We start from the raw sequence: 19,204 nt of genomic DNA on the forward strand, positions 1-19,204 counted from the left end.
ACCCGGCAACGCTGGCCAGCTCATTCCAGCTTGATCCCTTTGGCCTTGATCAACTTCCCCATCACCTCCGAATCGCGTTTGATGATGGCCTCGGTTTCCGCGGGCGTGGTAGAGGAGATATCCAGCCCGGCATCGGCGATGTACTTCACCATCTCGGGAGAGCGGTTGATCGTGGTCAGTTCCTGATGCAGCCGCTGCATGACCGCTGCAGGCGTCTTTGCCGGTACCCAGAAGCCCAGCCAGGTAAAAATTTCCAGCCCCGGGTACAGCTCCGCCAGTGTGGGCACGTCGGGAAGGGCAGGACTGCGCTTGCTGCCCGTGTAGGCCAGGGCACGCACGCGACCTGACTTGATGTTGGGCAATGCCGAAATGGGGGGTTCAAAACCCAGCATCACCTGTCCGCTCATGAGATCGGGCAAGACGCCTTGCTTGTAGGGTACATGCAGCATCTCGATGCCGGCCGCCTCCTGGATCAACTCGAAGCCGAGGTGCGAGGTCGTCCCCAGCCCATAGGACGCAAACGAGATCTTGCCCGGTTGTGACTTGGCCAATGCCACCAGTTCTGCCATCGATCGCGCGGGCAGCGTATTGCTCGCGACGATGAACGACCCGCCTCGCAAGGCCTGCATGATGGGGGTCAAGTCCGTCTTCGGATCGTATGGAATCTTGGGCAGGAGGAAGGGAACGGTCGTGAACGGATTGCTCGTGGAAAACAGCAGCGTGTAACCATCGGGCGCGGCCTTGGCGACCGTGTCGGTGCCCAGGGTCGCGAGGGCGCCAGGCTTGTTCTCCACCACCACCCCCACATTCAGGGCCTTGGTCAACTTGTCGGCATAGGCACGGGCGAAGGCATCCGAGCCCACCCCTGCCGGCGTCGGTGTCACGATCTTGATCGTGCGGCTGGGCCAATCGGTCGTCTGGGCCCAGGTGGCTGCACCCACCAAGGTCATGCTGGTCGCGAGCAGCAAAGCACGGGGGAATTTCATGATCTGTCTCCTGTTGTGGGATATGAAGTGCCATCGAGGCCGGGTACGGTGACGCGGCCGGGGTCGTTGCCATGCGCGACCAGCTGGTCGACCGCATAGTCGGTCACGCAACCCGAGAGCAGTTGGCGCGGGTCTTCCAGCACCACCCGCAATCGGGTGTTCAGCGCACGCCAGTCCTCCGGCCCGCCGATCTCGGGCATCTCACTGACTTCCAGCGTGTGGTCATCGAGCACGGGCCGCGACTGGCCGGACGCGGCGTACCGGGCGTAGCCCTCGTACATAAGCGGTCCGAGTTCGCTGACCGCGCGGGTCTGGCACCACAGCTGGCGCAGCGGCGTCTCGAACGCGCGCACGGTCGCGTCGTCCATCGGCTGTTGTGGCGCAGCGAAGCCCGGGGCGTGGGGGGCGATGTAGAGGCGGTCGAGGCCCAGCCGCTGGCGCGAGGCGCCCAGCAGCATGGCGCACACCGAGTTGCTGGTCCAAGTCACGCCGGCGGTGGGCCGGCCCTGGCGCCCGACGATCAGCGCCATCGCGCGCGACCAGTCGATCTGATGACGGTCGAACCAGGTGATGACGCGGTGCGCGATGTCCATGCCAACCAGGAAGAAGGTGGCGATCATCACCTTGTTTATGGGCACCGTGGCGCCCACGGCGGAGCCGGTGGCTTCCAGGAAGTGCTCGCGCAGGTCTTCGCGCGTGAAGCACGCGGGGTCTGCCAGCACACGCTCGATGTAGCGCTCGGTCACGATGCAGGCGTAATCCACCATGTCGGCGATGCGCTGCTCGCGGCCTCGGTAGGCGGCCACCGCGATCTGGTCGCGCCACAGTTCCATGGAATTCGCGGCGCGCGCGACGCGGGTGCTCTCCAGCAGGCGCTGCGCTTCGGTGCGCCAGAGCGTGCCCTGCGGATCGATCTCCCGCATGCGCAGCAGCGTGGCCACGGCCGGGCCGTGGTGCGAGATGCCGGCCAGCTCCTTAAAGCCGCGCGTGCCGAGCCGGAAGCCCACGACCTCGGGCGCCCGGCCGCCGCCGGGGTAGAGCATGAAGTCGCCGCTGGTGGCGACGATCAGCGGGTCGTTCTGTGTGGCCGTGGCCGTCAGGGCGGCCAGTCGGGCGCCCATGCTCTCGGGGCCGGCCGTGTAGGTCTCGAACAGGCGCAGCAGTTCGGGGTTCTGGTAGGGCTGGTTCATAGTGTGTAGACCTTGCTCGGCGTGCGGAACCGGACCTCGGCGCTGAGGCTTTCGGTCACCACCAGGTAGGTGGTGCCGTTGTCCGTGAAGCAGGTGGCGTCGGTGCCACCCAGCGTGTCGAACAGCTGGTCGACCAACAGCTGTCCGCTCTCGAAACGATAGATGCAGGATTGCAGCGCGGTGATGGGCGCTTCGCGCGTGCCCAGCAGGAAGTTGACCTGCACCAGGCGCCCGCCTTGGGCCGTCTCGATCCAGCAGAACTCGCGCCCGCCGGGCCCGCTGAGCACCTGGTGGATCACGAAGCGGCCGTCGACCCAGCGGTGCAGCAGCGTCTGGCCGTGCAGGTTCGCGAAGGCCAGCCACGACTCGCCTTGCGCCTCGAAGAAGCAGAAGGCGCGCCCACTCTGGCCTTCCAGTTGCTGGAAGGGTTCGAAGGCGCGGCCATTCCAGCGCAGCAAGCGGGATGGCTCCACATGGTCGGCGTGCCCCAGCAGCGTTTCGCCGCCCACCTCGAAGAACGCCCAGTTGTAGCCCCAGGCGGAAGGCACGGTCTGGAACGGCACGAATTGCGCGCCGTCCCACTCGAAGATGCTGGACTGCGTGTGGGGGTGCGTGGCCGCCACCCCGTCCATCTTCACGCCCAGCGCCCAGGCGAGGAACACGCGCTCGCCGATGCGGAAGTGCTTGCACTGTTTCGCGGCGAAGGTGGGGATCTGCTGGAAGGGCAGGAAGCGGCCGTCGATCAGCTCGAAGACCGTGGACAGCGCGTCCAGCGAATACGGGCCCGCACCGGTGCGCAGGCTGGCAGTGGCCAGGAAGGCGCGATCACCGATGGTGAAGAACTCGGCGTCTTCCCCACCCGGCACGGGGAGCGTGCTGTGGGGCAGGAATTGGCCGTCCTGCCAGCGGTAGACAAGGGCCTCGGTGTCGCTGTTGCCCAGCGTCATCTGCGCGGGCTGGCCGGGGATGTCGATGCAGAGCTGAGGCACCACGAGGTAACGCACACCCTTGTGGGTAAAGGTTTCGGCCGCGCGTGCGCCACTGGTGTCGAGTTCCTGGACGAGGTTCATCGCTGCGGGCTTTCAAAGCCGAACAGGCGCGCCGGGTTGTCGGTCAGGATGCGCTGGCGCGCGTCCTTCTCGGGCACCCAGTCGCCCAGCAGATTGAGCAGCTCGCCGGTGTCGCGCCCGCCTTCCGGGATGTGCGGCCAGTCGCTGCCCCAGATCACGCGGTCCGGGACGGTCTCGACGATCGCGCGGGCCAAGGGGCGCAGCTTGGCGTAGTTGCCGTCCTTGGCCAGTCGGTAGGGGCCGGAGAGCTTGAACCAACCGCGCCCGTCCGCCACCGCCCGCAGCAGGCGGTCGAAGTCGCTGCGGTTGAGGCCGTCACTCTCCAGCATGTAGCCCATGTGGTCGATCACGAAGTCGGACTCGACATCGGCCAGGTAGGGGATGAGATCGCGCACCACCCAGCCCGGCGTGTAGAACTGCACGTGCCAGCCCATCGCGCTCACGCGCTTCACGCTGCGCTGGATGTAGGTCGCCAGCTCGGCCGTCGGCAGGGGCGAACGCAGGAACAGATCGAGCCGAAGGGCACGCACACCCAGCCGGTGCATGGTTTCGAGCTCCGCATCACTGACGTGGTCCTCGACCATCGCCACACCGCGCGCCTGGCTGCCCGCGATCTTCAGGGCGTCGAGCATGCAGCGGTTGTCGGTGCCATAAAAGCTGGGCTGCACGATCACGAAGCGCTGGATGTCCAGCGCCGAGAGGGCCGACTGCAGCTGCGGCAGGTTGCCGTCCGGCAGGGTGTAGTGGGGCTGGGCCACATGCGGGTACCGGTCGGCCGGGCCGAACACGTGCACATGGGCGTCGCAGGCGCCGGCGGGAACGGGGAACGTGGGGCGCGCCAGCGTGTGCGCCGCGCGCATGGGTTTGGAGGTGAGGATGTCGTGGCTCATGAGGAAGTCGAAGGAGAAGAGGCCAGGGCCTGTTGGGCGCGCTCATGCAACGCCGCCAGGAGGATGTCGCTGTCGATACCGGTCATCAAGAAGGGTGCGGCGCCGCGCTGGATCAGCTCGGCCGAATAGGCGTTGTCCGGGATGCCGCCGATGGCCAGTGGCTTGCCGGCACGCGCACAGGCGGCCAACACGTGCTCGTGGGCTTCGCGCACGCGCGGATGCTTGTGCTCGCCTGGGACACCGAGTTCCGCGCACAGGTCGTTGGTGCCCATGCCGACGATGTCGACCCCCGGGGTGGACGCGATGGCTTCCGCGTTCTCCACGCCCAGCGGACTCTCGATCAGCACCTTGAGCGCGGTGGCACGGTTCATCGCACCGTACAGCTGGGCGGCCGCTACCTTGCGGAACGCCAGCTGGGGCAGCGAGCCGATGGCGGAGCGGTGACCCAACGGCGGGAAGCGGCAGGCGGCCACGAGGTCGGCGGCCTGGGCCGCGGTCTCGATCCGGGGCGCAATGATGCCCAGTGCCCCTCCGTCCAGCAGGCGCCCGATCACGCCGTATTCGCGCTCGGGCACCCGCACGAAACCGACCAGCCCCAGGTCCAGGGCCGTCGAGCAGATCTGGGCGGCGGTGTCGATGGCCATGGCGCTGTGCTCCAGGTCCACCCAGATGGCGTGATGGCCGCTGGCCTGCGCGTACCGTGCAATGTCACCCGTGCGTGAGGACCGCACGCCAAGCGCCAGGACCGGCTGCCGCTGGGCCAGGCGCTGCAGCACAGGGTTGATGGATCTGGCGGCCAGCCAATGGTCGAGTTCGGCGTTCATTGAAAGTGTGGGTATGGATGGGATGTGAGGGCATCCTAGAGCCGACATCCCATATCCGCAAATACCGAATACAGATCGGCATCCATACGCATCGGATATCAAATTTTGATGCCAGAGTTGTCTCAAAGAGTCCGATGAACTCAGACATGGCTCATACAAATTAAGTATCGTTATCGACTCAAAAAGAGTATTGGTCGATACGGATCACCCCTCCTAGGATTCGCCAGCCCGCACGCCCTGTACAGGAAGTGCGGCTCATCCCCTCTTATTCCCTGGAGACAAAATGAACCCATCCACATGGACCCGCGGCCTGAAATCCGCTCTCGCAGCGGCCGCCTGCGCCGCGCTGAGTCCGGCGGCCCTCGCCCAGTCTTCCGTGCAGATCTTCGGCACGGTGGACTTGAACCTGACATCCACCAAAGCCGGTGGCACCTCCAACAACGCGATGGACCAGGGGGCGAACATCTTCCCGAGCCGATTCGGCTTCCGAGGCACGGAAGACCTGGGCGGAGGCCTCTCGGCCAGCTTCTGGCTGGAGTCCGCGTTCCTGCCAGACACCGGTCAGCTTCAGGGCGTGTTCTTCTCGCGCCGCTCCACGCTCAGCCTGGCCAGCCAATCGCTGGGTGAGTTGCGCCTGGGCCGCGACTACACGCCGACCTTCTGGAACCTCTCGCAGTTCTCGCCCTTCGGCACGGTGGGCGTGGGCGGCTCCAGCAACATCATCGAAGGCTGGCCCTTCGGCGTGGGCGGCGCGCGCACCCTGGTGCGCTCGGACAACTCCATCGGTTACTTCACGCCCAGGAACCTGGGCGGTTTCTATGGGCAGGCCATGATGACCCTGGCCGAAGGCATGGCGGGTGCGAAGTACCGCGGCCTGCGCGTGGGGTATGCCGCCGGCCCATTCGATATGGCGGGTGCCTACGCCACCACGGACACGCCTGCAGGACGCTACAAGACGGCCAGCCTGGGCGGCACCTACGACTTCACCGCCGCCAAGCTGTACGCGAACTACTATGTGCAGCAGGTTCCCAACGACAAGCAGGTCAACCTCATGGTGGGCGTGTCCGTGCCCGTGGGTGCAGGCAACATCAAGCTCTCCCTGGCCCGATCCGACCGCTCCGGCCCCGGTTTGGAGGCGGATGACGCCAGCCAGCTGGCCATCGGCTATGTGCATCGGCTGAGCAAACGCACCTCGGTCTACGCCATGTACGGCGGCATCCGCAACAAGGGCGCTGCAGCCTACGTCACGGCCGACAGTTCACCCGCCGCCACCCCCGGTGGCTCGGCGCGCGGCGCGCAGGTGGGCATCTCACACAACTTCTGACGCCAAAAGGGTTGGCCGCCCGCGGGCGGCCAACTCAGGCGCTGATGCATCGCGCCCTCAGCGCTTGCCGATTCGGCAACGGCTCCAGACCGTCACTTGAGAGGATGTCGCCCGTGGCACGTTCTGCAACAGGCGGGTGGGCCGAAGCCCGACGGTCACTGCTTGATCGCTTCGACCTGCAGTACCAGCCGCACGCTGTCCGGAAAGCGCGGGATGCCGAATTCGATGCCCCAGGCGCTGCGGTGGATGGTCGCCTCGAAGTCGCCGCCGCAGACTTCGCGCTTGAGCATGCCGTTCATGTAGCAGGTGAAGCGCAGGGCCTTGAGCTTGACGGGATGGGTCTTGCCCACCAGGGTGAGCTGGCCATTGACTTCCACCACCTTGTCGCCGTTGAAGACGAAGCTGTCCGCCACGAACCTGGCCGTCGGGTGCTGCTCCACATCGAAGAAGTCCTTGGACTGCAGCTGCTTGTTGAACGGGGGCACGCCGGTGTTGATCGAGCTCATGTCCAGGGTTAGGTTGACGCTGCCCGTCCGGGCCTGCGGATCGAACTCGACGACGCCTTCCTTCTTGTCGAAGCGGCCGCGGTTGGTCGAGATGATGTGATCGATCTCGAACATGATGTGGGTGTGCAGCGGGTCGAGGTTGTAGGTGGCCGATTGGGCCGACGCACAGGCCGACGCCGCGAGCAGCAGAGACAAGAGTTTTTTCATGGTTTTCAATGGATGGTTAAAGCGCCGCCATGCCCGACAGCGCGAGTTTGAACTTCACCTGCACCTCGTTGGCGACCATAGAGGTGTCCGACCAGTCCCCCTCGCCGATCTTGAATTCGAGCCGCTTGACCGTGAACGCGCCGGTGGCGATGGTCACGGCGCCGCTCCTGGCCAAGGTCACCGGGACCTGAACGTCCCGGGTCGTTCCCTTGATGCTCAGGCGGCCCGTCAGCTCGTAACGGCCCGGGCCCGCGGATTTGATGGCCATGGAATCAAGACTGGCCTGCGGAAATCTCGCGACGTGGAGCCATTCGCTCCTGACCGCTTCGACGTCGGTTTCCGCCGAACCGAAGCGCGCGCTGCCGGTGTCGATGCGCAGCGCGACCTTGCCCACCTCCGGCTTCCTGGGGTCAAAGTCGACCAGGCCGCTGAACCTCGTGAAGCGCCCCTCCACGGGCACCCCCATCTGGCGGAAGGTAAAAGCGATCTCGCTTTGCGCCGGTTCCAGTTTCTGGGCCATCGCCGCGCCAGCGCCCGTCAGGGCGACAGCGGTGATGCCGATGAGAAGTCTGTTGTTCATGCTCGGTTCCTGTCGGTCGTTCGCGGGACCATGCGCGACAGGATCCCGTCCTTGTCGAGAAACTGGTGTTTGAACACGGCCGCGAGGTGCAGCGCGATGACGGCCCCAAGCGTCAGCGCCAGACCGGCGTGAAGGGATTTCAGGACATCCGCCAGTGCCTTGTCGGGTGCCACCAGATCGGGCAAGGGCAAGACCCCGAAAACGACCACGGGAAAGCCGGACGCGGAGCTGTAGGCCCAGCCCGCCAGTGGCACGGCGAAAAACAGTGCGTACATCAGGCCATGCGAAAAGTGGGCGGCGCGGCGCTGCCATGTCGGCATGGGCAGGTCCGCCGGCGGGCGGTGCGTGGCGCGCCACCCAAGGCGAACGGAGGAGAGCACCAGAATGGTGATGCCCAGCCATTTGTGCCAGTTGTAGAGCTTGAGTCGGGCCGGCGACATCGGTAGGCCCGTCATGTAAACGCCCATCGCAACAGCGGACAGAATCATCAGCGCTGCCAGCCAGTGAATCACGATCGCCGTCAGGGAGTATTTGGGACTCTGCTTCATCTGGTGCGTCCAATGAGCGGATCGTAGGTCGGCGTATCGATACATTCAAATACTCGTTATGTATGTTTTACGGTATCTGAAACGTATCGATAGGATGCAAACTCAAACCGTCATCGGTGCCCCCCTCACCCCGCTCGGATTTCAGTGAGAATGGCTCGCTCGGTTTTGCTCCCATCCCCAAAGCCCATAAAAAAAGCGCCTTTCAGGCGCTTTTTTTGTAGGCGAAAAGCCTCAACGCATCAGGCAGCCGCCTGCACGCGGCGGCGGCGCGACAGCCAGCCGACCATGCCCAGGCCGCTGAGCAGCAGGGCGTAGGTTTCAGGTTCCGGTACCGCGGCCACGGTGATGCTCAGGCTGTCACCGGCGTTGAGGCCGTTGATGGACCAGTTCACACCGCCGTCGTTCAGCGAGTTGCCGATGGCGACGTCCAGGAACTCGGACTTCGAGAAGTCCACGCTGGCGTTGCTGCCGTTGAAGTTGATCGCGCTGACCGTGCCGTACTGCGGCGTCACCGTGCCCAGGTTGCCGAAGGTGCCGGTGCTCAGGCTGAACGACAGGCCCTCGAAGCCGGTGTCGCCCAGGAAGTTGGCCAGCAGCGCATTGAACGACAGGCTGCCGCCGATCAGGTCGGCCGCGTCGATGGTGTAGTTCAGGGTCATGGGCGCCAGCGACGAGAAGTCGATGTCGAACGACAGCAGCCCGTCGGTGCTGAAGTCCCTGAATTCCGAATCGCCACCCATGACGCCGTTGAAGCTGATGGCGTGCGCGGGCATGGCGGCCAGCATGGCGGCCGCAGCGGCCAGGGAGAAGAGGTGTTTTTTCATGATGTGCTCCAAAGTCGTTGGGTAAAAAATCAAAGGCTGCCCTTGGTCCACGGGCCGGTGATGGCCAGCGTGACGCCGGTGTAGATGTTCACGAACAGCACGCGGCCGTCGGGGCTGAACACGCTGCCGGCCCATTCGGTGTTGCGCTGGTTGCCGGTGGTGGCGCCGGTCTTGCCGACGGCGTCGAGCTGGGCGCGCGTGAAGTTGTAGTTGTTGCGGGCGAAGATGTAGCTGTTGCCGGCCGGCGTGAGCACCTTCAGGTCCTGGGACGGGATCGTGGCGCTGGTCGGGCTGCTGTTGCCGCCGTCTTCGTTGAACAGCAGGCCACCGCGCGGGCTCACGCAGATGTTGTCGGGCGAGTTGCCGACCACGCGGTCGCGGCTCACGAAGATGGCCTTGAGCACCAGGGTGGACAGGTCCAGCGCCCAGATCACGCCCGCGCGCGCCGGCAGCGTGGAGGTGGCCGAGCTGGTGGCCTTGTCGGTGAAGAACACCACACCGTTGGCGACCCAGCAGCCTTCGTTGGCGCCGAAGATCGCGCCACCGTTGGCGTAGGCGCCGCGGAACGGGCCGCTGCCGGTGACGGTGCTGACCGTCGTCGTCACGGAAGCACGGTCGGCATCGGGATCGGCGATCTCGACCCACTCGCACTGGAACTCCTGGCACAGCGTGGGGAAGCGCAGGTCGGCGCCGGGCTGGCCCCGCACGGCCAGGCCTTGCAGGCGGCCGCCTTCGTGCAGCGAGCCCAGGCCGCCGTTGATGTTGTTCGGCAGGAAGCGGTACAACGTGTTGGCGTTGCCGGCGTCTTCGGTGAGGTACCAGTAACCCGTGTCCAGGTCCAGCGCGCTGGCTTCGTGCGCCATGCGGCCCATGTCGCGGATGGGGTTGACGTTGGCGGCGTTCAGGCTGGTGTCGGCCGGGATCTCGAAGATGTAGCCGTGCTTCTTGCCTTCGCTGCTGATGGCGTTGCTGCCGATCTCTTCGTTGCTCAGCCAGCTGCCCCAGGACGAGGAGCCGCCGGCGCACGGGCGGTAGATGCCGCCGAAGGAGGCGTAGCTTTCCACCCAGTTGCCGTCACGGAACACCAGGTTCGTGTTGCCGCCGATCTGGTAGTCGCTGCCCGTCAGGCCGGTGTCGTACTTGGCCACGTTGGAGCGGCTGCCGCCGATGATGTTCGCGGCGTTGGTGGAGGTGCTCTGCTCGTGGTTGCGCACCAGGATGATTTCGTTGCTGCGGCCGACGCGGCGCGAGACGACCACGCCCATGCCGTCGTGGTTGCCCGGCGTGGGCAGGCCGTCGTTCATGATGTCGCCGCGCCAGCCGTAGCTCTTGTAGGAGAAGCCGGCGGGCAGCTCGATCAGGGGCAGGCCGGTGATCATGTCGTTCACCGGGGCGGTGGGGCCGTAGGGGCTGTTGACCAGCGCGGAGGCGTCGGCCGGCGAGCAGCTCGCGTTGTAGCCCTGGTCGACGGTGTTGGCCATCGCGGTGATGGGGCCGGTGAACGCGGCGGTGATGGCGGCGGCACTGCCGCCGAGCAGCATGCTGCGGCGAGAAAGATCGGGGTGGCCGTTGGACTGGTCTGACATGGAAGTTCCTCGTGGGAGTTGTGGGGAAAACGGAGGTCCCCAGCATCCCGCGAGGCCATGAACCGGCAGTGACATCGCGCTGGACGATGGGCTGCGTTTCATGTCGGCGCCGCAATGAAACATGGGCCGAACGGCCCCCTTCGATCAGCGCAGCGCGGGCACGGTCGGCACGCGGCCGTAGACATCGTCGAAACGCACGATGTCGTCTTCACCCAGGTAAGCGCCCGACTGCACCTCGATCATTTCCAGATCGAACCGGCCCGGGTTCTCCAGCCGGTGGGTCTTGCCCAGCGGGATGAAGGTGGACTCGTTTTCCGTCAGCAGGAATTCGCGGTCGTCGCACGTCACCTGCGCCGTGCCTTTCACGACGATCCAGTGCTCGGCGCGGTGGTGGTGCATTTGCAGCGATAGCGCCGCGCCCGGCTTGACCACGATGCGCTTGACCTGGAAGCGCGCGCCCGCATCCACGCTGTCGTACCAGCCCCAGGGCCGATGGATCTTGCGGTGGGCCTTCGATTCGGGGCGGCCCTCGCGCCTCAGTTGCTCCACGATCTGCTTGACGTCCTGCGCCCGGTCCTTGTGAACGACCAGCACCGCATCGGCCGTTTCCACCACCACCAGATCGTCCACGCCGCAGCAGGTCACCAGCCGGCGCTCGGCCATCACCAGCGTGTTGCGCGCATCGCGCAACACCACATCGCCCTGGACCGCATTGCCCGCCTCGTCCTTGGGCAGGCACTGCCACACCGAGTTCCACGCGCCCACATCGGACCATCCCGCCGCCAGCGGCACAACCACACCGTGGGGCAGCGCCGGGTCGCGCGCGCCGCCCACGACAAGGCGCTCCATGACCGCATAGTCGATCGAATCGCTCGGGCAGGCCGCGAACGCCGCCATCGGCAGGCGGATGAAATCGCTGTCGCTGCGGCGCGTGTCCCAGGTGGTGGACACCGCGGTGGCGATGTCGGGCCGGCAGTGGCGCAGCGCCTTCAGCCAGACCGACGCCCGCACCATGAACAGGCCCGCGTTCCACAGGCACTCGCCCTCGCGCACCAGGCGTTCGGCGGTGGCTTCGTCGGGCTTCTCCAGAAAGCGGGCGATGGACCAGACGGGGGTGCCGTCCGCCGCCAACGCAAAGGCCGGCCCGCGCTGGATGTAGCCGTAGCCGGTCTCGGGCGCCGTCGGCACCACACCAAACGTCACCATGGCCCCCGCCATCGCCAGCGGCGCGGCGGCAGCCACGGCGCGAGCGAAAGCGGTGGCGTCCGGGATGAGGTGATCGGCCGGCATCACCAGCATCAGCGGATCGTCGTCGCCGGCGCCGACCGCGTGTGCGGCGACGGCCATGGCCGGTGCCGTGTTGCGTCCCACGGGCTCCAGCACGATGCGGCCCTCGCTGCCGATCTGCCGCAGCTGTTCCGCGATCACGAACCGGTAGTCCTCCCCGCACACCACCAGCGCTTGCGCCACGCCCGGCAGACCGGCCGCGCGGCGCAGCGTGGCCTGCAACAGCGACTCGGCCCCGCCCAGGGCCAGCAACTGCTTGGGGTATTGGTCGCGCGAGAGCGGCCAGAGGCGGCTGCCGGAGCCGCCAGAAAGAACGACGGGAACGATGGAAGTCGAAGGCATGGTGTTCACGCTGGAGAAAAAAGCGCGAATGTAGGGGCGGCACGTGTGGCGCAGATGACAGCCCGGTTTCCGCCGTCCGGGGGTTTCCCGCGGCTGTCTTCATCGTGCATTCAAGGTGTCACATACGGCGAGCAGACTGGCGCCCTGCCCGTTGCACCGGGGGAACTCCCTTGACCCAGACGACCGCCCAGGGCCTTTCGCCCGCCACCCTCCCGCGCAGCCACCCGAGCGCCTCCAGCCGGGGTGGCCTGTTGCATGCGCTGGAGGTTTCGCTGAGCCCGCTGGTGGGCGTGGCCTGCCTCTGGGCGCTCGCCCGCACGATGGACGGCGGCATCCACCCGGAATACTTCATCCTCGGCGTGGTGGTGTTCGCCCTCACCTTCCCCGGCCCGGCCCGCCTCACCGTCTCCGCCCGCGTGCTGGTGGTCGATGTGCTGCTGAGCTGGGGCGCCACCCTGGGCCTGCTGCTGGCCGCGGGCCTCGTCACCGGCTACCTGCGCGCCTACCCGGCGGACCTGCTGATGGCCTGGGCCGCGGTGGTGCCGGTGGTGGACACCCTCGGCTGGCTGGCACTGCGGCGCGCGGCCCCCGCGCTGGTGCGCCTGCAAGGCCCGCCCGACCGCGCCCTGGTCGTCGGCATGAACCACCAGGGCCTGGCGCTGGCCCACAGCCTGAAGGCCGCCGTCTTCAACAACATCGACGTGGTCGGCTTCGTGGACGACCGCAGCCGCGAGCGCCTGCAGACCGACGCGCCGTTCACTCTGCTCGGCCGCTTCGACCGCCTGGCCGAGGTGATCAACAGCCAGCGCATCAGCCTGATCTACATCTCGCTGCCCATGGCCTCGCAGCCCCGCATCCTGAAGATCCTGGACGACCTCAAGGACACCACCGCCTCCATCTACTTCGTGCCCGACATGTTCGTCACCGACCTGATCCAGAGCAAGCCCACACTGCTGTGCGGCATGCCGGTGATCTCGGTCTGCGACACGCCGTTCCAGGGCCTCAATGGCCTGCTCAAGCGCGGCAGCGACATCGTGCTGGCCTCGGTCATCCTGCTGGGCCTGGCCCCGGTCATGCTGGCGATCGCGCTGGCCGTCAAGTTCGGATCGCCGGGCCCGGTCATCTTCAAGCAGCGCCGCTACGGCCAGGAAGGCGAAGAGATCGTGGTCTACAAGTTCCGCTCGATGACCGTGGCCGAAGACGGCCCGAACATCCAGCAGGCGCGCCGCGACGACAAGCGCATCACGCCGCTGGGGGCCTTCCTGCGCAAGACCTCGCTGGACGAACTGCCGCAGTTCATCAACGTGCTGCAGGGCCGCATGAGCATCGTGGGGCCGCGCCCGCACGCGGTGGCGCACAACGAGCTGTACCGCAAGCTCATCAAGGGCTACATGGTGCGGCACAAGGTCAAGCCCGGCATCACCGGCTGGGCGCAGGTCAACGGCTACCGCGGCGAGACCGACACGCTGGAGAAGATGGAAGGCCGCATCGAATACGACCTGGACTACCTGCGCAACTGGTCGCTCAAGCTCGACCTGCTGATCGTCCTCAAGACGGTCCGCCTGGTGTTCAAAGACCAGCAGGCGTACTGACCGACATGGTTCGCCTCGCCTGCCTCGCCCGTTGGGCGACCCCTTTGTTCGCCCTGGGATGCATCGGCGGCGCCCTGGCCCAGGACACCGACGGCCTGGACCTCTCCGCCTCCTACTCGCTGCGGCACGACGACAACCTGTTTCGCCTGCCCGACGGCGTGCGGCCGCAGACCGTGCTGGGCCGGCCCAGTGCCGCGGAGACCATGGACATCAGCTCGCTCGGCCTGCGCTACGCCAAGACGCACAGCCTGCAGCGCATCGAGCTCGACGTGAGCCTGGTCGACTACCGCTACCGCACCCACCAGCGGCTCGACCTGCTGGCCACCAACTACGACCTGGCCTGGCGCTGGGCCCTCACACCGCGCCTGCGCGGCAGCTTGCGCGCCGAACAGGACGAGAGCGTCAACAGCTTCGACGATGCCAGCGTGCTCACCAGCGGCAACCAGCGCACCCAGCGGCACGAGGCCTTCGACGCGGTGTACGAGATCGACGGCGCCTGGCGCCTGGTCGCGGGCGTGCTGCGCACGCGCAACCAGAACGAGCAGCCCCTGCTCGGTGAAGAAAGCTATGTGCTTCGCTCGGCCGAAGCCGGCCTGCGCTACGACGCGAGCTCCGGCAGCTCCGTCACCTGGCGGCTGCGCAAGGGCAGCGGCAGCACGCTGGCCAGCCTGTCGCCGCCCGTGCTGCTGCGAGACACCGAATTCGACCAGGACGAACAGGTGCTCGACCTGCGCTGGCTCGCCAGCGCCAAGACCACCGTCGAGCTCAACCTCGTCCACCTGCAGCGCCGGCACGAGCGCCTGGCGCTGCGCGATTACGGCGGCACCAACGCCGCGCTCTCGCTGCGCTGGGCGGCCACGGCCAAGACCCTGTGGACCTTGCAATGGTCGTCCGACGTGTCGAGCTACCAGTCGCTCAACGCCAGCCACGTGCGCACCGACCGGCTGCAGCTCGGCCACGTGTGGCAGATCGCCGCGCGCACCACGCTGCAGGCCAGCCTGGGCGAAACGCGCCGCCGCTTCCTCGGCCCGCCCCCCGGCCAGGCCCCCGACCCCACGCGCGAAGCCACGCAGGAAGCCAGCCTGGGCCTGCGCTGGGCGGTGAGCCGCAACCTGTCGCTCAACACCTCGCTGCAGCACACCCAGCGGCGAGGCAACCGTCCCGGTTTGGCGTTCTCGAGCACACAGGCCATGGTCGGCCTGAGCCTGCGGACTTCGCAGTGACTCAACGGACTTCCGGGCCCTCGATCGAGCGGTCCACCTCCGCCGAACGCAAGGGCAGGCCGTGGCGCGGTTCGGCCGACAGGCTCAGCGGGCCGAACCAGGCCTGCACCTTTTCACCCGTGTTGTTGGAGTCGGTCATGACCCCGACGGCCAGGAGGCGGCCTGGCGCCTCGCCGAACACCTCGCGGTAGTCCGCCTCGATGTCGCGCTCCACGTCCACCCACTGGTTGAGGCGCTGCGGACCGGACTCCACCACCAGCTTGCGGATGCGCTGGGTGTGCGGGTTGGGGATCACGCTGCCCACCGGGTAGCGGTGGTCCCACACGTACATCAGGGTCGCGAAGGGCAAGGGCTCGCCCGAGACCAGCTGCGCGATCTCCGACAGCATGTGGTCGCGCGGCGCCATGCGGCTGCGGTCGCCGTCGAAAGCGAGGATCACGCGCACCACCGCGTCGTCGATGTCCGCGTCGCGCAGATCGGCCTGCTCGTTGAGCGCGGGCACGAACCAGGAGAACGACAGCCAGCGCGCCGCGCCCACGTCCTGCGGCGCGAGCTTCATGCGCAGCGTGCTGTTGCCGCCGTCGCTGCGCGCCAGCAGGGCGGCGCGCCCTTCGTGCCGCGTGGGGCTGTATTGCGTGGGCGTCTGGCTGCCATAGCGCAGGTGCGTCCAGGTGGCCGGGCCGTCGGCCCCCACCCAGTGCATCTGCTGCGCCCAGGCCGACGCCGGCAGGGCCCCGGCATCGCTGTCGTCCAGCGGTCGCGAGGCACAGCCGGCCAGCACGGCGACGGCGATCAGCGCCGCCAGCATCATTCCCTTGGCCATGCGGCGCGGCTCCTTCAACGGCCGGCGGCGGTCGCCGGCGGGGTTCGGTGTTCGTCGAGCTGGTCGCGATGCGACTCCAGCATGTTCTCGATGCCCACGCGGTGGATGCCGGTGAACGGCTCCAGGCGCAGCACGCTGTCGTTGGCGCTGCGGTCGCGGCACTGCTCGATCAGCGAGCGGCCGGCGGCGTAGAGCCCGCTGTTGCGGGTTTCGCAGGCGGCGATCTGCTCGCGCTGGGTCGTGCCTTGCGAGTCCAGCTGCTGGCCGCGCTGCTGCGCGGCGGCGAGATCGCGCTCGAGCCTGGTGCCGCGCGCCGTGCTCTCCTGCAGGCGCTGCTCCAGCGCGGCCTTCTCGGTGCGCAGCGCCTCGCGCTCGCCGGTCGCGGTCTGCAGCTCGCGCTGCAGGCGCTGGCCGCGCGCGGCCTCTTGGCGCGCGCGGTTCTGTGCGCCGTCCACCTCGCCGGCCAGCTGCTCGCGCGCCTTCTCGGCGGTATTCAATTTTTCCTGCAGCGCGCCCAGGTCCTGGGTTGCCTTCTGCGCCTGCTGCTGCGCGCGGCGCAGGGCCTCGCGCTCGCGCGTGGCGCGCTTGTCCTCCTGGGCGGTGGCCACGCCACCCACACCCACCATCAACAGCGCGAGGACCAGGCCCCGGCATGTGGCTTTGCGCATCAGAAATCCTCCTTCGGGTAAGGGCGGCTGGCCCGCAGGGTCTGCCGTTGCTGGTCCTCGCGCGCACCGGCCGCCAGCAGGCGCTGCGCCAGGGCATCGCGCTGAAGCTGGCGGGCCCAATAGAGCGGCGTGAGGCCGTTGGCGTCGGCCCGGTCGGGGTCGGCGCCGTGGGTCAGCAGCAGGTCCAGCATGCGCGGCAGGTCGGCGTGGATCGCGGCGACCAGCGGGTCGTCCCCGCTGCGGTCCACCGTGCGGGTGTCGGCACCGGCCTGGAGCAGCAGGGCCGCCGCGCCGCGCCGGTCGAGCTTGACGGCGTTCATCAAGGGCGTCTGCCCGTTCAGGCCCACGGCGTCCACCTCGGCGCCCGCGCGCAGCAGCAGGCGCACGAGTGGCGCGTGGCCATGCAGCGCGGCCGCGCCCAGCGGGGTGAACGCCCCACCCCGGCCGTTGGGGTCGGCCGCCGAACGCAACAGCAGGCGGGCCATTTCCAGATCGCCGGCGCGCGCGGCGATCAGCAGCGCGGTCTGCCCGGCGGCGTCCACCGCGTTGACCTGCGCACCGTCCTTGATGAGCTGGCGCGCGCGCTCGACCTCGCCGCGCTCCACCGCCTGGGCGAGGTCCCGGTCCAGCGGGCTGGCGAGCCGGGGCGGCACGTCCCGCCGCGGGCTCACCACCGCCAGGTGCTCGCGTTCGCCGGTGAAGAAACGTTCGCTGTCCTCGGGCGTGAGCGCGCCCTGCTCGATGCGGTCGCGCAGCGCCAGCTGCGGCGGGTCGTGCTGCGCGCAGGCCCCCAGGCCGGCGGCCAGGGCCAGCGTGGCGCACCACGCCAGGCGGCGAGCGTCCTCAGAACTTCGCATTGAAGTACAGCTGGAAGCTGTTGATGGACAGCGGAAGGCCGCTGATCTCCCGGCTGGAGAGCCAGCGCGCGCTGAGCCAGGTGTTGCGGCTCAGGCCGTACTGCCCGCCGACGATGAAGCCCTTGTTGTTGGTGCCGCCGAGGTGGAAGTCGGAATCCGTGAAAGCGTCGAGCACGGCATCGGCCTCGAGGTAGCGGTAGGCCAGCGAGAGCTGCCAGTCGCCGCGCAGCAGCATGTTGGGCATGCCCACCGCCGCGCGCACCATGTAGCCCGTGTCTTCCTCGCGCAGCAGCCGGCCCGAACGCGCCTGCGCGCGCGACTGGCTGAAGCCGATGTTGCGCACGTAGTCGGCGCTCAGGATCAGGTGCACCGGGTTGAACAGGTTGTAGTCCACCGTCCCGGTGAGGTTGAGCACGCGGTAGTCCGCCGCCAGCCCGAACGGACCACCCAGGCTGGACGGGTTGGACAGGTTGAACAGCGAGTTGCCCTTCTGGCGGAAGGCCGGCTGGGTCGCGTCCTGGGTGTTGCTGTTGAAGGCGTTGCGCACACCGCTGACGTTGCGGTAGTCGTACATCGCCAGGCCGAGCTTGGCGCGCAAGTCGTTGCTGGGCACCCACTCCACACCCACCTGCGCCGCCAGCAGCGACTTGTTGCGCGCCTGGTTGCTGGCCGACTTCTCGATGTCCTGCAGCGGGAACCAGCCCACGGTGCCAAAGGGGCGCCAGGTGCGCGTGGCGGCCGCGGGGTCTTCAAACTGCAGCGCGATGCCGTCGAAGGCGAGGTCGTCGTCCCACACCAGGTCGGTGCTGAAGAAGGGGTTGGGGATGCGGCCGGCCGTGGTGGTGAGCCAGGGCAGGAAGTCTTGCGAACGGGAGCGCAGGAAGGCGCGGTCGAGCGCGAAGTTGTACTTGCTGCCGTAGTTGCCCAGGGTCTGGTTGGTCGACACCGGGTCGCTGCTGCTGCCGGTGGTCAGGCGCAAGGAGGCGGTGAGGTCCTGCGTCACGCGCGCGCTCACGCCCAGGCGCGCGCGCAGGCGGGTGCGGTCGCGGTCTTCCAGCGTGTTGCTCACGTTCTGGCCGTCCACCTGATGGAAGATCTCGGGCGCGTTGCCCTCGTCGAACATGTCGCGCTGATAGCCCAGCCGCACATCGCCCTCGAGGCGGAAGCGGTCCACCCACTCGGGCACGGCGTTCACGTCGCCCCAGCGCTCCATCTTGGCCTGGGCCACCACCTCTTCGCGCACCTCGTCGGCGATCTGTTTGCGCACCGACTCGGGCACGAACTGCACGCGCACGGTGGACTGCTCGGTCTTCTTCGCCTCGGCCACCGCCGCGCGGGCCTTGGCCTCGGCCTGTTTCACCAGCGCATCGGCCTTGGCGGCCGGCAGCACGCCCTGGTCCACCAGCGCCTGGATCAGGTTGAGCGTGGTCTGCTTGAGCGTCTCCAGGTCTTCGCGTTCGTCGGCATGCGCGGTGGCGACCAGGCCAACGGCCATCAGGGCCGCCAGGGAGACGTGGCGCATCGCGTGGGTCAGGGGTGATTTCATGGGGTGTCTCGGCAGGAAAGGGGTTGGGGTCGTCAGGAGCGCGCGGAGATGCGCAGCCGGATCGGTTGGGGCATGTCGCCGGGCGCGCCCTCGCGCACCGGGGCCAGGCTGCGCAGGGCCAGGCGCAGCGCCTCGTCAAGATCGGGCGACTGGCCCGCGCCCACCAGCTCGACGCGCGTGATCTGGCCGCCGGGGTCGACCCACACGTTGACCACGCGCTGGTAGTCGGCGGCTTCGCGCAGCTTCTTGTCCTTGAGCACGGCGTCGGTGATGCGCTCCTTCACGAGCGCGCCGTACCAGGCGAAGCGGTTGCCGCCGCCGCCCCCGCCAC

19 protein-coding genes are annotated in these 19,204 nt (G+C 67.8%); 3 read left to right on the forward strand and 16 right to left on the reverse strand.

Translation table 11 applies throughout. The features are described from left to right. Positions 1-20: 20 nt before the first annotated feature. Genes AC07ZS_RS23290 through AC07ZS_RS23310 form a run of 5 tightly spaced genes read right to left on the reverse strand, consistent with a single transcriptional unit; the run spans position 21 to position 4,960 of the window. Complete coding sequence (locus AC07ZS_RS23290; protein WP_494800904.1) at positions 21-986, reverse strand: Bug family tripartite tricarboxylate transporter substrate binding protein; 966 nt, start codon at positions 984-986, stop codon at positions 21-23. Continuing rightward, entirely contained in the window at positions 983-2,176 is a 1,194-nt protein-coding gene (locus tag AC07ZS_RS23295; protein WP_494800905.1) for a DUF5624 domain-containing protein, read from the reverse strand. The genes AC07ZS_RS23290 and AC07ZS_RS23295 overlap by 4 nt, the downstream gene beginning before the upstream one ends. Then, the gene (locus AC07ZS_RS23300) at positions 2,173-3,246 is read right to left on the reverse strand and encodes a hypothetical protein (RefSeq protein WP_494800906.1); all 1,074 of its coding nucleotides are present in this window, start codon (positions 3,244-3,246) and stop codon (positions 2,173-2,175) included. The genes AC07ZS_RS23295 and AC07ZS_RS23300 overlap by 4 nt, the downstream gene beginning before the upstream one ends. Further along, positions 3,243-4,136 carry an amidohydrolase family protein gene (locus AC07ZS_RS23305; protein WP_494800907.1) on the reverse strand — a complete coding sequence of 298 codons (894 nt, stop codon included), beginning with the start codon at positions 4,134-4,136 and terminating at the stop codon, positions 3,243-3,245. The genes AC07ZS_RS23300 and AC07ZS_RS23305 overlap by 4 nt, the downstream gene beginning before the upstream one ends. Further along, entirely contained in the window at positions 4,133-4,960 is an 828-nt protein-coding gene (locus tag AC07ZS_RS23310; RefSeq protein ID WP_494800908.1) for an HpcH/HpaI aldolase family protein, read from the reverse strand. The genes AC07ZS_RS23305 and AC07ZS_RS23310 overlap by 4 nt, the downstream gene beginning before the upstream one ends. A gap of 283 nt (positions 4,961-5,243) precedes the next feature. Here AC07ZS_RS23310 and AC07ZS_RS23315 point away from each other — a divergent pair, with 283 nt between their 5' ends. After that, positions 5,244-6,284 (forward strand): porin, encoded by a 1,041-nt coding sequence (locus AC07ZS_RS23315; protein WP_494800909.1) that lies wholly within the window; start codon positions 5,244-5,246, stop codon positions 6,282-6,284. Positions 6,285-6,439: 155 nt separating this feature from the next. On the opposite strand, the gene AC07ZS_RS23320 is transcribed toward AC07ZS_RS23315, so the two are convergent. The 6 genes from AC07ZS_RS23320 to AC07ZS_RS23345 all read right to left on the reverse strand — a co-directional run bounded on the left by AC07ZS_RS23320 (position 6,440) and on the right by AC07ZS_RS23345 (position 12,164). Further along, positions 6,440-6,997, reverse strand: a complete 558-nt coding sequence (locus AC07ZS_RS23320; protein WP_494800910.1) for a YceI family protein — start codon at positions 6,995-6,997, stop codon at positions 6,440-6,442. Positions 6,998-7,013: 16 nt separating this feature from the next. After that, positions 7,014-7,577 carry a YceI family protein gene (locus AC07ZS_RS23325; RefSeq protein ID WP_494800911.1) on the reverse strand — a complete coding sequence of 188 codons (564 nt, stop codon included), beginning with the start codon at positions 7,575-7,577 and terminating at the stop codon, positions 7,014-7,016. Beyond that, positions 7,574-8,125 (reverse strand): cytochrome b, encoded by a 552-nt coding sequence (locus AC07ZS_RS23330; RefSeq protein ID WP_494800912.1) that lies wholly within the window; start codon positions 8,123-8,125, stop codon positions 7,574-7,576. The genes AC07ZS_RS23325 and AC07ZS_RS23330 overlap by 4 nt, the downstream gene beginning before the upstream one ends. A 239-nt stretch (positions 8,126-8,364) precedes the next feature. Continuing rightward, positions 8,365-8,949, reverse strand: coding sequence for a PEP-CTERM sorting domain-containing protein (locus AC07ZS_RS23335; protein WP_494800913.1), 585 nt, complete (start codon positions 8,947-8,949; stop codon positions 8,365-8,367). Between the two features lie 29 nt (positions 8,950-8,978). Continuing rightward, on the reverse strand, positions 8,979-10,535 hold the full coding sequence (locus AC07ZS_RS23340) for an alkaline phosphatase PhoX (RefSeq protein ID WP_494800914.1): 1,557 nt from the start codon (positions 10,533-10,535) through the stop codon (positions 8,979-8,981). A gap of 144 nt (positions 10,536-10,679) precedes the next feature. After that, the gene (locus tag AC07ZS_RS23345; RefSeq protein ID WP_494800915.1) at positions 10,680-12,164 is read right to left on the reverse strand and encodes a mannose-1-phosphate guanylyltransferase/mannose-6-phosphate isomerase; all 1,485 of its coding nucleotides are present in this window, start codon (positions 12,162-12,164) and stop codon (positions 10,680-10,682) included. Between the two features lie 170 nt (positions 12,165-12,334). Between AC07ZS_RS23345 and AC07ZS_RS23350 the strand changes: the two genes are divergently transcribed. Continuing rightward, positions 12,335-13,756, forward strand: a complete 1,422-nt coding sequence (locus AC07ZS_RS23350; RefSeq protein WP_494800916.1) for an undecaprenyl-phosphate glucose phosphotransferase — start codon at positions 12,335-12,337, stop codon at positions 13,754-13,756. A 44-nt stretch (positions 13,757-13,800) separates the two neighbouring features. Next, entirely contained in the window at positions 13,801-14,979 is a 1,179-nt protein-coding gene (gene epsL, locus AC07ZS_RS23355) for an XrtB/PEP-CTERM-associated polysaccharide biosynthesis outer membrane protein EpsL (RefSeq protein WP_494800917.1), read from the forward strand. Between the two features lies 1 nt (position 14,980). Here the strand turns inward: epsL and AC07ZS_RS23360 are convergent, their stop codons facing one another. From AC07ZS_RS23360 to AC07ZS_RS23380, 5 genes are all read right to left on the reverse strand, one after another. After that, positions 14,981-15,802 carry a DUF3047 domain-containing protein gene (locus AC07ZS_RS23360; protein ID WP_494800918.1) on the reverse strand — a complete coding sequence of 274 codons (822 nt, stop codon included), beginning with the start codon at positions 15,800-15,802 and terminating at the stop codon, positions 14,981-14,983. A 14-nt stretch (positions 15,803-15,816) separates the two neighbouring features. Then, complete coding sequence (locus AC07ZS_RS23365) at positions 15,817-16,470, reverse strand: hypothetical protein (RefSeq protein WP_494800919.1); 654 nt, start codon at positions 16,468-16,470, stop codon at positions 15,817-15,819. After that, positions 16,470-17,327 carry an ankyrin repeat domain-containing protein gene (locus tag AC07ZS_RS23370; protein WP_494800920.1) on the reverse strand — a complete coding sequence of 286 codons (858 nt, stop codon included), beginning with the start codon at positions 17,325-17,327 and terminating at the stop codon, positions 16,470-16,472. Before AC07ZS_RS23370 ends, AC07ZS_RS23365 begins: the two co-directional genes overlap by 1 nt. Continuing rightward, positions 17,314-18,873 (reverse strand): putative porin, encoded by a 1,560-nt coding sequence (locus AC07ZS_RS23375; RefSeq protein ID WP_494800921.1) that lies wholly within the window; start codon positions 18,871-18,873, stop codon positions 17,314-17,316. Before AC07ZS_RS23375 ends, AC07ZS_RS23370 begins: the two co-directional genes overlap by 14 nt. A 32-nt stretch (positions 18,874-18,905) precedes the next feature. Then, positions 18,906-19,204, reverse strand: a 299-nt coding sequence (locus AC07ZS_RS23380) for a TonB C-terminal domain-containing protein (RefSeq protein WP_494800922.1), incomplete at its 5' end; no start/stop codon positions are given.

This window comes from Hydrogenophaga sp. GW456-12-10-14-TSB4 (genome assembly GCF_059424305.1).